The 14,634-nt window shown below is 35.9% G+C and carries 9 protein-coding genes and 1 tRNA gene; 2 read left to right on the top strand and 8 right to left on the bottom strand.

Features of this window, described 5'->3' with window-relative positions:
- Positions 1 to 3: 3 nt before the first annotated feature.
- A complete protein-coding gene (locus CDH49_RS02245; protein ID WP_100613672.1) occupies positions 4 to 2,007 on the bottom strand; it encodes a glutamine--tRNA ligase/YqeY domain fusion protein in 2,004 nt (667 codons plus the stop codon).
- 98 nt (positions 2,008 to 2,105) lie between these two features.
- Between CDH49_RS02245 and folB the strand changes: the two genes are divergently transcribed.
- Complete coding sequence (gene folB, locus CDH49_RS02240; protein ID WP_100614453.1) at positions 2,106 to 2,468, top strand: dihydroneopterin aldolase; 363 nt, start codon at positions 2,106 to 2,108, stop codon at positions 2,466 to 2,468.
- 51 nt (positions 2,469 to 2,519) lie between these two features.
- Positions 2,520 to 2,590: transfer RNA gene (locus CDH49_RS02235), tRNA-Cys, on the top strand.
- 32 nt (positions 2,591 to 2,622) lie between these two features.
- On the opposite strand, the gene CDH49_RS02230 is transcribed toward CDH49_RS02235, so the two are convergent.
- From CDH49_RS02230 to CDH49_RS02200, 7 genes are all read right to left on the bottom strand, one after another.
- A complete protein-coding gene (locus CDH49_RS02230) occupies positions 2,623 to 3,303 on the bottom strand; it encodes a LysE family translocator (RefSeq protein WP_100613671.1) in 681 nt (226 codons plus the stop codon).
- Positions 3,304 to 3,424: 121 nt separating this feature from the next.
- The gene (gene bglX / locus CDH49_RS02225) at positions 3,425 to 5,725 is read right to left on the bottom strand and encodes a beta-glucosidase BglX (RefSeq protein ID WP_100613670.1); all 2,301 of its coding nucleotides are present in this window, start codon (positions 5,723 to 5,725) and stop codon (positions 3,425 to 3,427) included.
- Between the two features lies 1 nt (position 5,726).
- Positions 5,727 to 6,836, bottom strand: a complete 1,110-nt coding sequence (locus tag CDH49_RS02220; RefSeq protein ID WP_157805262.1) for a glycoside hydrolase family 16 protein — start codon at positions 6,834 to 6,836, stop codon at positions 5,727 to 5,729.
- A 68-nt stretch (positions 6,837 to 6,904) separates the two neighbouring features.
- On the bottom strand, positions 6,905 to 7,795 hold the full coding sequence (locus tag CDH49_RS02215) for a glucan endo-1,3-beta-D-glucosidase (RefSeq protein WP_100613668.1): 891 nt from the start codon (positions 7,793 to 7,795) through the stop codon (positions 6,905 to 6,907).
- A gap of 11 nt (positions 7,796 to 7,806) precedes the next feature.
- Complete coding sequence (locus tag CDH49_RS02210) at positions 7,807 to 9,894, bottom strand: hypothetical protein (RefSeq protein WP_100613667.1); 2,088 nt, start codon at positions 9,892 to 9,894, stop codon at positions 7,807 to 7,809.
- A gap of 11 nt (positions 9,895 to 9,905) precedes the next feature.
- Positions 9,906 to 11,387, bottom strand: coding sequence for a RagB/SusD family nutrient uptake outer membrane protein (locus tag CDH49_RS02205; protein WP_100613666.1), 1,482 nt, complete (start codon positions 11,385 to 11,387; stop codon positions 9,906 to 9,908).
- A gap of 9 nt (positions 11,388 to 11,396) precedes the next feature.
- Positions 11,397 to 14,414, bottom strand: a complete 3,018-nt coding sequence (locus tag CDH49_RS02200) for a SusC/RagA family TonB-linked outer membrane protein (RefSeq protein ID WP_100613665.1) — start codon at positions 14,412 to 14,414, stop codon at positions 11,397 to 11,399.
- Positions 14,415 to 14,634 lie beyond the last annotated feature (220 nt).

The following is a 14,634-nucleotide window of genomic DNA, read 5'->3' as shown; positions in this document are numbered from 1 at the left end:
TATTTATACCAATTGTGCTTCTGCTCTCAACAAGTCATTCTCATCTTCTAAAGCATTTGCAATAAAGGCATTAATTTCAGCATTCCTTTGTAACCCATTCTTAAGCAATACATCTAAAGCAATGGTAACAGCTATTCGTGTTCCTACTTTTTTTGCTGCTGTGTTAAATAAAGGTTGCAATTCTTCATAACTAACATCTTTGGCCAATTGTTGGATTTCAGTTTTCGCTTTTAACTGTTTTTCCTCTGGCAAATTGGTGTATTTTTTTCCTAACTGTTGAATAACATCAATAGCTTTTCTTTGTGGTTGAGATGGAATGTTTTGTTGTTTGTTTTGATTGTTATTTTTGTTCTCTACTGGTTTTTGTTTTTCCCAAGAATCTCTTAATCCAACCGTTTTATTGAATACTAATTTCTCATTAGTGGAATCGTTATCAACATTAAAGTAACCAATCCTCTGAAACTGGAACCTCTCGCCTACTTTAGCATCTCTTAAACTTGGTTCCACAAAAGCATTAACGAGTTTTAATGAGTTCGGATTTAAAAATTCCATAAAATCTTTGTCTGCATGACTATCAGGAGCTTCATCTAAAAACAATCTATCATACTCTCTAACTTCTGCTTTAATGGCGTGTTTAACAGATACCCAATGCAATGTGCCTTTCACTTTTTTTGAGGTGTCTTCAGAATAGGTGCAATGGATTTCCGTAATATTCCCATTTGAATCTTTTACAACACGTTCAGCTATGATGATATATGCATTCTTAAGACGTACTTCACCCCCTAATTTTAACCTGAAAAAATTGTTTCCCGCTTCTTCTTTAAAGTCTTCTTTTTCGATATAAAGCTCTCGTGAAAATGGTACTTTTCTAAAACCTGCCGACTCATCTTCTTGATTATTCTCGGCTTCCAACCATTCTTCCTTCCCTTCAGGATAATTGGTAATTACCAGTTTCACAGGGTCTAAAACCGCCATAACCCTAGGTGCCGTTTTGTTTAAATCTTCACGAATACAAAACTCTAATAACGATACTTCAATCACATTATCCCGCTTAGCAACACCTACCGTTTCAACAAACTTTCTTAAGGAGGTTGGTGTATAGCCTCTGCGTCGTAACCCCGAAATAGTAGGCATCCGCGGGTCATCCCAACCCGTTACAATGTTATCTTCTACCAATTTGAGCAGTTTACGCTTGCTCATAATGGTGTAACTTAAATTTAAACGCGCAAATTCCCGTTGCTTGGGTTTGAGTTTACCTTCATCAATTATCTGCTCTAAAAACCAATTATAAAGCTCTCTGTGGGGCTTAAATTCCAAAGAGCATAACGAGTGTGATATTTGTTCGATATAGTCGCTTTCGCCATGTGTCCAATCGTACATGGGGTAAATACACCAATCGTTGCCCGTTCTATGATGATGTTTTTTTAAAATACGGTACATAATAGGGTCGCGCATCAACATATTGGGGTGTTGCATATCTATTTTAGCACGTAAAATGTGTGAGCCTTCTTCAAACTCACCGTTTTTCATGCGTTCAAATAAATCCAGATTTTCGGCAACGCTCCTGTTTCTATAAGGCCCATCAATACCTGGCTGCGTGGGCGTTCCTTTTTGCTCTGCCATGGCTTCGCTGGATTGTGAATCAACATAAGCCTTGCCTTCCTTTATAAATAGCACTGCCCAATCGTAAAGCTGTTGGAAATAGTCTGATGAAAATAACTCCTTATCCCAAGTATAGCCCAACCAAGCTACATCTTCTTTTATGGCATCCACATATTCTTGTTCTTCTTTTGCCGGATTGGTATCATCAAAACGCAAATTTACCGGGGCATTATATTTTTCACCCAAACCAAAACTGATACCAATGGCCTTGGTATGTCCAATATGTAAATAGCCATTTGGCTCTGGAGGAAACCTAAAACGCAATTTGCTTTTTGGTAAACCATTCGCTAAATCTTCTTCTATAATTTGCTCTAAAAAGTTAAGTGGTTTTTTTTCTTCAGACATAAATGTATGGTTGCAGATTCTTGTGGACAGAAACTAACGTTGTTAAACAAAAATATTGTGTAAAATTAGGTAATTTTGGTGACTTAAAAATAGTAATAATGGGAATTATAAAAGTTGAAAATATTAGGGTATTTGCTCATCATGGTTGTTTAAAAGAAGAAACCAAAATAGGCAGCAGCTATCGTGTAGATTTACAAGTTGAAGCCAATTTACAACCATCAGCCAAATCGGATAGTTTGAGTGATACCGTGGATTATGTGTTTTTAAACCGGATAATTAAAGAAGAAATGAACAAACCGTCCTATTTATTGGAAACAGTTTGCAGACGCATTTTAAATAGAATTTTTAATGAAGACAAACTTGTGAAGAAAGCAACCGTTTGGGTTAGCAAATTAAATCCGCCAATTGGTGGTGATGTGGAATGTGTTACGATTAAAATGAAAGATAAGCGTAAAAAATAATTTTTAACAATATTAAAGTCTTATTTTTTTTTACATTTGCAAACAAATTACGGTGTCGTGGCCGAGTGGCTAGGCTCAGCTCTGCAAAAGCTGCTACAGCGGTTCGAATCCGCTCGACACCTCAAAAAAAGCTTTCAGTTTATTCTGGAAGCTTTTATTTTTTTGAGTTAATTTTCTCAAATCTTTCCTTTATCATTTCTTTTTCCTTAGGGAAAAATCCTTGAACCAATAAAAGTGCCCCAAAACCGAGAATCACTAAAGCTATTATTTTTTTTGTTTTGAATATTCTTTTTGGCGTTAACTTATGTTTTAGTTTTTTAGCTAAACTCATTTTAATCAAATCAACTAAAAAATAAACAATCAAAATGGTACTTAAAAATACAACCACACCCTCTTTAGATTCGGTTAACGTATTGCCTATCACAATAAATGCCACCCACCCCAACAAAACACCAATGTTTATAAAATTGAGCAAAAACCCTTTTAAAAATAGCTTTCCATATTTTTTTTGAATATCTACCTTATGATATTCCTTGACAATGTCTCTAAAGGATTTTGATGTTTTCAAGAATGAAATAACGCCGTAAACAAATAATAATACACCTCCAAAAATTAAAAAACTAGGGTCGTCTTTAACCTTTTCCAAAAGTTTATTGGTGCTAAAAAAGGCTATTAAAATAAAAACAATATCTGCCAGCACAACCCCTAAATCAAAAATTAAGGCACTTTTAAATCCTTTTGTGGCACTGGTTTCAAGAAGCACAAAAAATACGGGCCCTATAGTAAACGCCAATATAATGCCAAAAGGAATTGCTCTTAAAATATCATCAAACATACATTCGTGAGGGTTTCGTACAAAGAAAAGAAAAAAAGGTATGCTAAACCAATAACACACCTTTTAAACTAACTAAATTGAATACTAAACTAAATTTTATTTTATGATTGAAATATCATGCTTATTTTATGGATTGCTTTTCAATTATAAGGTTAGACTCTAAAACTGTTTTAGAACTTCCGCCAACGTATACTCTAAATTCACCCGGTTCAAGAACAAATTCTCCCCCATTATTAAAAAAACCTAGTTCATCTTTTGATAAGCTGAATTTGATGGTTTGTTGTTGATTTGGCTTTAATTCAACCATTTGAAACCCTTTCAGTTCTTTAACAGGTCTTGTTATACTTGAAAACACATCTTGTATATATAGTTGAGCCACCTCTTTACCAATTACTTTTCCTGTATTTTTAATATCTACGGAAACATTAAAGATGTCATTTGAAACCTTATCAACTACCAAATTGGTATATGTAAATGTAGTATAACTTAAACCGTGTCCGAATGGATAAAGAGGGTCATTACTTTCATCTGAATAGTGTGACCAAAAGACTTGGTTTGAGCCAGGATTAACGGGCCTACCGGTATTTTTATGATTATAGTAAATAGGCACTTGACCAATACTTCTTGGAAACGACATCGGTAGCTTGCCGCTGGGATTATAGTCACCATACAAAACTTGAGCTATGGCGTTACCACTTTGTGTCCCCAATTGCCAGGCTTCAACAATTGCCGGGATATGCTTATCTGCCCAAGGTATTGTTAAAGGTCGTCCGTTATTTAGCACTAATACAATGTTTTTATTTACATTATAAATAGCCTCTAAAAGTTCTTGTTGTACACCAGGCAGACCTAAGTCTGTTCTACTTCTAGCTTCCCCACTCTGAAATCCATGCTCGCCCAAAACCATGACGACAACATCTGCTTTTCTAGCTGTTTCAATAGCTTCTGGAAATCCGCTTTTATCCTCGGTATTAATGTTCAACTCTATTGCAAATTCTGTTTTACCTATGGTTACATCCGCTCCTTTTGAATAAGTTAATTTATTGTCTGGATACTTTTGCATGCCTTCTAAAACAGATACTGCGGTACTGTCTTCGGCCGCTATTCTCCAACTTCCTAATGGACTGGTTTTATCGGCTGCCAAAGCACCAATTAAAGCGATATTTAAACCGTTAGTTTTTAAAGGAAGTATCTCATTGTCGTTTTTAAGTAAAACAATGGATTTTTTAGCCATGTCTAATACAGCCTCTTGAATTTCTTTACTTCCTGTTACTTCCTTTTCTCTAATTTCATCACAATATTTATACGGGTCATCAAAAAGACCTAATTCAAACTTGACTCTTAAAATACGTTTTACGGCATCATCAATGAGTGATTCCTTTACTTTTCCTTCCCGCACTAAATTAGCCAATTCATCAACATAGGCATACGATTCCATATCCATATCCGACCCAGCGATAACCGATAATTCTGCTGCTTCCTTTTTATCTTTTGCATAACCATGTGCTATCATTTCGTTAATGGACCCCCAATCTGAAACTACAAACCCATCAAATTGCCATGCGTCCTTTAAAATGTCCCTTTGTAAATACACATTACCAGTTGCAGGTATGCCGTTTAGTTCATTAAATGAATTCATAAAGGTTCTAACCCCAGCTTTAGCTGCGGCCTTAAATGGTGGAAAAATAATATTGTTAAGCGTTGACGTTCCAACATCTACGGTATTATAATCCCTTCCTGATTCAGAAAAACCGTAACCTGCCCAATGTTTGGCACAAGCCGCAATGGTTTCTGGAGATGATAAATCATCACCTTGAAATCCATAAACCCTGGCCATAGCTATTTCTGAACCTAAATAAGGGTCTTCACCAGCTCCTTCCATAACACGTCCCCAACGGGCATCTCTTGAAATATCAACCATAGGAGCAAAAGTCCAGTTAATACCTGCCGCAGCCGATTCTTTTGCAGCAACTTGTGCAGATTTTTTTATGGCTTCCAAATCCCAACTCGCAGCTTCGGCTAGCGGTATCGGACTTAATGTTTTGTAACCATGTATCACATCAAAACCAATTATCAAAGGGATACCAAGCCGCGTCTCTTCAACAGCTATTTTTTGAACAGCCCTAACTTCTTTTACCCCTCTTACATTAAGCATGGAACCTACATAGCCCTTTCTTAAATGTTCATATTTCTTGGCGGCATCACCATCTAGAGGTTGTGGGCCTGTAACATCCCAAAATCCATTGTATTGATTCATCTGACCGATTTTTTCCTCTAGTGTCATTTTAGACAATAAATCGGCAACTTTCTTTTCTATCGAGTTGGTTTTATTCTCAATTGAATTATCATTTGGATTTTCTTTACAAGAAACATTGAAAATCGTTAAGATAATGATTAAAATACCTAAGCTAGTTTTCTTCATGTTATTGATATACTTTAATGTAATCTATCTCCATTACAGATTCTGTAAAATTTGGATCTATAGAAAACCAGCTGCCTCCCATGGCAACATTTAAAATTAAATACTGAGGTGCAAAATATGGCCAATTACTACTGTTTTTAACGGTTGGCTTATAACTATACTTTAAGTTTCCGTCTATGATAAAGTTTAATTCATCCTCTGTCCATTCTAAACTATATATATGAAATTCCGTAGCATAATCAGTTATGGTTGTTTCGCCTACTTTCGTGTTTGGACAGCCTCCAGAACAAGATGGCGTGTGTGTTGCGCTAGAAACAAGAGTAGGGTTATGTCCCCAATGTTCCATGATGTCTATTTCTCCACAAATGGGCCAACCAACGGTATCAATATTGGCCCCCAACATCCATATGGCTGGCCATGTTCCAGAGCCACTTGGGAGTTTCGCTCTAACATCTACTCTTCCATAGGTGAAATCGAATTTTCCCTTAGTTAATAGTTTTGCAGAAGTATATTCAGAACCTTCATGGTTTTCCTTTTTTGCTATAATTTTTAATACGCCATTTTCGACTTTTACGTTATCTGTCCTGTTTGTGTAATATTGCTTTTCGCCATTGCCCCAACCACATAAATCTGGACAACCATTACCTATATCGTAGCTCCATTTGGAGGTATCTGGAGCACCATCTGTGTTGAATTCATCAGACCAAACTAATTGTGGCCCACTTTCAGTAACAAAAACGGCTACTTTTTTAAAAGTACTAATGCTATTACCAGTACTAGAATATGCAAAAACCGTTATAACATACTCGTTTAATCCTTCAGTAACACATGTATAATTGAATTCGCCATTAGTACTTCTTATTTCTGCCTCGCTTCCTACTTTAAAACCATAGGAAATGGCATCGGTTGCTGTAGCAGTACATGTGATATTACCTGAGCCATCACCACCTGGATTTACGGTGCTTGAACCCGATATAGCTATTGTTAATGATAAATTTTTTGGAATTATTTCTTGTGGTTCCTCTATTATTTCGGAATCATTTCCTCCTCCTGAACAGGACAGAAGAAACACTAAAATTATATTGGTTATATAAAGCATTTTTTTAAACATTTTTTCTTTTTTAATTTTCAATTTAAAATAGGGAGAATTAATCCTCCCTATTTTAATATGGTGTTTTTCTATTCAGGAATTAGCCTAAACCACCAATCAAATTCGCCATTTCCATCTGTAGTACGAAGAATCATTTCATCTGCAGAACGGCTAAATATCTGATAACTATGATTTCCCCCAACATAATACCCAATGAAACCAATACCAGTTAAACTTAAAGTTTCAACACCACTAGGCGCTGTTAAAACCCATTGAGCCGTGTATGACCCAAATGTATATTGTTCTATATCTGCTCCGTTTACAGTGCCTCCTGATCCGCCCAACTCATTAATTAATGGGTCGCGTCCAAATACAAAACCATCTGCACCTACGTTGTGTGTAAATGTTCCGTCTACGTTAAACGTATATCGGTCATCATACATTCCTGAAACCGCCTTATCTCCTGGAGCAGCACCATAATATTCAAATTCTGTAGCGCCTCCTACTGGCCCTAACCCAAAATGTTTGTTTATATCAGAAGCAATCTTCCATGTCCTTGAGCTATTGGAAGTCAGCATGGTTAATAAATCTGCTGGCGGTTCATACAACGCCAAGACTTCCACTTCAATCGTTTTACTAGACGAAGCGCCTCCAGTTCCAAAAGCAACTACAGTAACTGCATAAGTATTAGTGCCAAGTGTTGTAAACGTGTGTGACGCACTTCCGGATTTTTGAAGTTTTGTTTGTCCTTGTACCACAAAATGATACGCTGTAGCATTATCGGCAGTTGCAGACAATTTAATTTCCCCACTACCCAAACCTGGAGCAGGAGATTCTGAATCATTATCTATATAGGTAACCGATACTTCAATGTTTGAAGGCGCTACAATCTCTCCAAAAGCTAGATCATCTTCCTGACAGCTTGTAAAAGATAAAACGGCTATGATTAAGACACTTAATATATTATTTATTTTTTTCATCGTTCTAAATTTTAATTATGGAAATAAAAATTATCGATATATACTTTTGCTCCCGAAGATTCAAAGATTAACTGCGTAATTGCTGAAACATCTGTGGTATAATTTACTAAAGGAATATCTACACTTACCCAAGTTCCTCGGGTCACACTAGGTATATATTCTATATCTTCTTTAAGCGGATCGCCATCGCCTTTTGTTGTGTTAACTAATTTTAAACCAAGTGTTGTGGCATCTGGTGTGAAGTAATCAAAATGTACATATTTGAAACCCGCTAAATTGGTTGGATTGCCATAATCGGTTACGATGCCTGTGTAGTTTAAAGCTTCATATAACCAAACATTATTGGCCCCAATTTGAATGGTAGTTAACGTAGTGGATTGCCCCCAATTAGGATTCAATTCACTTAAAGCAACATTGGTATAAGCATCACTAAATATGGAAACAACGCCACTTTGGTTGAGGGTTGGTGACGGTGCTGCCACTGTAGGCGCTGTACCATCACCATTTGTGTAAAAATACAAGTTATCTATATATACTTTTGCGCCAGAAGATTCGAAAAGCAATTGCGTAATAGCTGAAATATCCGTCGTATAAGCAGACAATGGAATATCTACACTAACCCAAGTTCCTAGGGTAATATTGGATACAAATTCTATATCTTCTTTAAGCGGATCGCCATCGCCTTTTGTTGTATTAACTAGTTTTAAACCAAGTGTTGTAGCATCTGGAGTAAAGTAATCAAAGTGAACAAAAGTCATTCCAGTTAAATCAGTTGGGTTACCGTAATCGGTTACTATGCCCGAATAATTTAAAGCTTCATAAAGCCATGTGTTATTCCCTTGAATATTGACACTTGTTAAAGTAGTAGATTGTCCCCAATCTGGATTTAATTCACTCAAACCTACGTTAGTGTAAGCGTCACTAAAAATAGACACCACGTTCGCTTGTGGCGCTGTTGGTGATGGTGCGCTAACGACTGGCGCTGTTGGAATGGAAGACGGTTTATAAAAATAGATGTTATCTAAAAATATAGTTCCCGATCCGCCACCAGGTAATGCTGCGCCAACAAACTTAAATTGGAAAATATCTGCCATGGATAATCCTTGGTCTGTAAAATCGCTTAAAGGAATATCGATACTCACCCATTGATCGGCAACAAGCGCTTTTGTAACAGATTTTTCTCCTGTTGTTGCGCTTATAGGGAAAATTTCAAGAGCCGCTAAATCGGCTGTCCAAACATCCATGTGCAAATACTCCATAGAAGAAGCATCTACGTTGGAGCCAAAATCAATACCTTGATAATTTAAATTACCATATTGAATGATGTTATTTCCATCGACATCGATTTCAGTATAGGAGGTTGCTTGTCCCCAATTAGGATAAAAATTCACACCTGTTAAGCTTGTATAGGCATCACTATAAATTGAAATAACTTCCGAAGCATCACGTCGTGGTGGTACTGCCGGATTAGTAATAGGCTGTAAAATAGCAGTCACTTCAAAATCCTGTGTATATTCTGTAGTTTCTATAGCACCACCCATGGCTACAACTCTAATAGTGTACGTTCCTGCTTCTTGGTATGTATAGCTCACGACTTCACCAATGTTACCCATAATAGGATCATCATTACCAGTTTCTCCAAAATATACCTCAAAAGACATCGCAAAATCTGCTGTTGCCAATACATTTACCTGTTTAGATAACGCAGCATCATTTTCGATAGTTACCACTAAATTTTCTGGTGCTTTAAAAGACACCACTATATCTTTGGTGACCTCGCTTTTTAGTCCTGTAACACCAATGGCTTCTATTTTAACTATGTAACTACCTTCTGCGTATACATGTTGTGCACTAGAACCTTGTTTCACGTTCATTATTTCTGAATTATCACCAAGTGTTATGTTATATGAAACAGCACCTTCTGCGCTCGGTGTTAAAGTTACTAGGCCAGAATTATCTTGTGTAATTTGAAACAATGCTGAAACGTTGGTTGGTGCCGCAACATTTTCGATAAAACTTAAATCATTATCGTCTTGAGTACAATTGAAAAAGATGATTAAAACGACAATTAAGCTACATATATATTTTAATGTTTTCATATCTTATTTTTTTAGTTTTCGTATCCAGGATTTTGGTTCCAAGTACCTCCTGATAATTCAATTTCTTGAATAGGAATAGGGAAAAGTTCATGCTTGCCCGCTTGAAAACCAGGAATTGTTCCAGCCGCTCTCCCTGTTCTAACCAAGTCGAAGAAACGATGACCCTCACCTACTAATTCTACACGGCGTTCTTTATAAATATCATTGGTCAGGTTAGTTCCAGTCGTTGTGATATCTCCTAGCATCGCTCGGTTTCGCACTTCATTTAAATAATTTTGTGCTCTAGTGTCGCTTATAGCGCCTCTATTTAAAGCTTCTGCTGCCATTAACAATACATCAGCATAGCGAATAACCCTTGTGTTATTTGGATTTGTAAGTGCCGCATCTGGACGGTTGGCGTCACCTAAACGCGCTATGTATTTTCTATTATAATAGCCTGTTTGTTCATATCCAGCGCCTTCATCATAGCTAGCGGTTGGATTTTCTTCTATCCACTTTTCAATATCTAAAATGGAATAATCTAATCTAATATCCCCTTCTTCAAATGCATCAACCACATCTTGAGTAGGTACATTAAAACTATATCCAAAATCGAATACTGGTCCAACATAGCCTCTTACTCCATTAAAACCTACTGCATAATTACCTTCCAAACATTGAAAGCAATCGTATGACCCACCATCAACATCAGAATATTGTATTTCGAAAACAGATTCAATATTGTTTTCATATTCGTTCTCCCACATTAGTGGTGCTGTAGCGGAAGGTAAAAGATCGTGAGGCCCATTATTTATTAATTCTTCCAATACGGCAGCCGCTTCAGCGAATTTGTCTTGATATAAATAGGCTTTGCCTAATAATGCTTCGGCAGCTCCTTTTGTTATTCTTCCTGTTTGACTTTGTGTATACGGTAAATTAGCTGCGGCAAAAATTAAATCTTCTTCTATTTGAGCATAAATAAGTGCTTTAGGGGTTCTTTCTAAATCAAATTGATCACCATATTGAATGCGTTTATCTAACACTAAGGGCACATCACCAAACCATTTTACCAATTCAAAATAATAAAAAGCTCTTAGAAATCTTGTTTGTGCAAGTACACTTGTTTTATTGGGGAAATCTGTTTTATCTTTAAACTCCATGATGTAGTTTGTTCTATTAACCCCAGTGTACATCCATGTCCAAATATTTCTTAGTTGTGCATTCACTGGTGTGTGAATCATATCGTCAATTTCTTGAATACCCGGAGTATCTGTAGCGCTTTCTCCACCAGCAAGTGTATTATCGGAAGCTATTTCCCCAACTTGAAATTGTTGTGCCGTTGCTTGTAAATAATCGTATGCAGCAATTAATGCGTCTTGATAATCGGCTTCTGAATTGAAAAAATCTTCTGAATTTTCATCTTGCGAAGGCACATCTATAAAATCATCAGCACATGAAAACACGGCTAAAAAAGCAAGTGAAACAAGGATATTTATAGTTTTTAAATTTTTCATAATCCTTAATTAAAATTTTAAGTTAATTCCTAATAAGAAGGTTTTTGCACTAGGATAAAACCCTTGGTCTATTCCGCCTCCAAGAGGCGCTCCGCTTGATGCAGTAGGATCGAAACCTTTATATTTGGTAAGCGTGAATAAATTGCTTGCTGAAACATAAAGACGTAAATTGGTAATTCTAGAATCTTTAAACGCGTCGTCTGAAAACGTATAACCCAATTGTACATTTTGTAAACGAACAAAGGATCCATCTTCTACATAAAAATCTGAAAATAACGTATTTGGTGTTGCGCCGTTTGAAACTCTAGGAAACGAATTACTTGTTCCTTCTCCAGTCCAACGTGCCAAAAAAGCATTTGTTCTGTTGGTAAGTTGTTGACCACGTTCGTAATTTCTAACAATTTCATTTCCAACAGATGCAAAGGCATAAGCAGCGAAATCGAAATTCTTATAATCTAACGAGATATTAAGACCCATAGTTGCATCAGGAATTGGATTACCAATATTCCCCATATCATCTTCGTTAATTAAACCATCTCCGTTTTGATCTACATATTTAATATCTCCTGGCTCTGGCAAAATATCTCCAACAGCCGAAGCATCTATTTCTGCTTGATTTTGAAAAATTCCATCGGTTTTATAGCCGTAAAAATAGCCTATTGGAAACCCAGCTTCCATCCTAGAAGGTGCTGGTTGACTGATACCAAAACCACCTCCAGTTAAAAAACCTGTATTGGTGTTTACATATAAAACTTCATTTTTAATGTAAGTGACATTATATTTAATGCTAAATTTAAAATTGTCATTGAAATTATCTGCATAGCCTATAGCGAATTCTAAACCTGTATTTTCAACAGTACCACCATTAACTACTGGAGCTCCACCTGTACCCAATAAACCCGATACTTCTGGGATAACCAATAAATCTTCTGTTCTTTTTTTAAAGTAATCGGCTGTAATATCAAGCCTGTTATTTAAAAAACGCATATCTAACCCAATATCAAGGGTTTTTTGTTTTTCCCATCTAATTTCTGGGTTTGCAATACCACCGCTGGCAGTGCCTATAAATTCTTGATTGTCAAAAATATAAGTGCCTTCTCCATTTAATAGTGATATATATCTATAATCTGGAATTCTATCATTTCCTAAAATACCATAAGAAGCTCTTACTTTTAGTAAATCAATAAAACTGTTGTCTTTCAGGAAATCTTCGTCTGAAACTACCCAACCCAAAGAGCCTGAAGGAAAGAAACCAAACCTATTTTCTGGTCCAAACTTGGTTGAACCATCTCGTCTAATAACTGCAGATACTAAATACTTTCCTTTATAGTCGTATTGAGCCCTAGCAAAATATGATAATAATCTCGAATCGAACGTGGCATTTCTACCTGTAAATCTGTTGATATTTTCAATGTCCTGCGCTTGTTCTAAATTGGCATATGCCACATTATTATTTATAATGTCAAATCCTGTAGCTCCTGTAAATTCGCCAGTAGTTTTAAAAACTGATGTTCCTAAAAGGACATTGACATTATGTACATCATTAAATTTATTTTCATAATTAATGAAGGCGTCAAAGGTGTAATCCCTAAAATAATTTAAACCTTCAAAAACACTACTTCTAGCAACATTACTGTTTTTTCCACTACCAAAATTGGCAATAGGATTGAACACTTTTGACCTCACTTCGGAATAGTTAAACTGAATGTTAGATTGTACGGTAAAATGATCTAAAAAATTATACGATAATCCTGCATTTCCACTTAGCCTCACCACTTTTGATCTATCAAAAGTATCATCAATTTGAGCTAGTGGATTGATGACTTCTCCGCCTAAGCCTTCAGCCAAGGTATAAGCGCCCTCTTCATCATAAACCGAAAACGTTGGCGCCATATTAATAGCATTGAAAAGCACTGAGGAATTAGAATTTTCTGGAAGATTTCTTTTATTGGTTCTCATTAACGTGAGACCAGAGGTGAATTTAAAATTCTCTAAAAAGTCTAAGTTGTAACTCACATTATTTGTAAAACGTGTGAAGTTGGATTTGTTGCCACCTACTATACCATCTTGTGTTAAAAAAGAACCACTATAAGAGTAATAAGATTTTTTACCCCCACCTTTAAACATGATATTATGGTTTTGAATTGGTGCTGATTCAAATACCAAATCTTGCCAATCTGTACCAACACCTAATCCAGATAAATTTGCAAAAGGTGGTGTGTTACCACCAGCAGCATAGGCTTCGTTAACTATGGCTGCATATTCAGTTGCATTTAAAACAGGTATTTTTCGGGTGGTTTCTTGAAAACCTCCATAAGCATTATATTCTACTGTTAATGGCATTTCTTTACGACCCGTTTTGGTTTTTATAAGTATCACACCATTTGCGGCCCTAACACCATAAATACCTGCCGTGGCATCTTTAAGAATGTTTATGCTCTCAATGTCGCTAGGGTTTAAAACACTTAAATCTTCAATAACATTCCCATCTACTAAAATTAAAGGCCTACTGTCTCCATTAGTCGATACACCTCTAATACTTATTGTTGCGCCACCACCTGGTGTACCTGATTGGGAAGTAATATTAACCCCTGCAACTTGTCCTTGTAAAGCTTGTTCAATTCGTGTTGGTTTTAAGGCTTCAATACTTTCGCTGGAGATAACGCTAACGGCTCCAGTAATTTCTTTTTTAGTTTGTGTTCCATACCCAATGACCACAATTTCATCAAGTTTTGCGATATCTTCTTGAAGTGTTATGGTTAACCTTGAGTTATCAGTAATAATCACCTCGTACGTTAAATAACCTATATAACTGAATGTTAGTGTTGAACCAATTTTTACATCAGATAATGTAAAATTGCCATCAAAATCGGAAACCACACCTATTGTTGTATTTTTAACTACAACATTTACTCCAAGGATGGGAATACCGCTTTCATCTTGAATTACTCCACTTACATCTACATTTTGGGCACCAGAATATGTAATTAAGAATAAGGTTAGAATTTTAAAGAGATAGTGTCTCATATATTTTAGTTTTAGTTTGTAATAAAAATAAGTTGAATTGATTGATTTGTTAAATTTTGAACCGCAACAAAAAACATACATATTAAAAAACCATCTGTTTTTTTAGTAAAACACCAATAAAACAGATGGTTTTTAAGAATAATATATTTACAAAACTTAATGGTTTAACTAACTGAAATTTGTTAATGTTGTGGTTTTGTATAGGTAAAAATCACACTTG

Origin of the sequence: Confluentibacter citreus (assembly GCF_002807055.1) — a bacterium.
GTDB lineage: Bacteria > Bacteroidota > Bacteroidia > Flavobacteriales > Flavobacteriaceae > Confluentibacter > Confluentibacter citreus.
The sequence above is the reverse complement of the archived record's forward strand: the minus strand, read 5'-3'. Positions and strand labels throughout refer to the sequence as shown.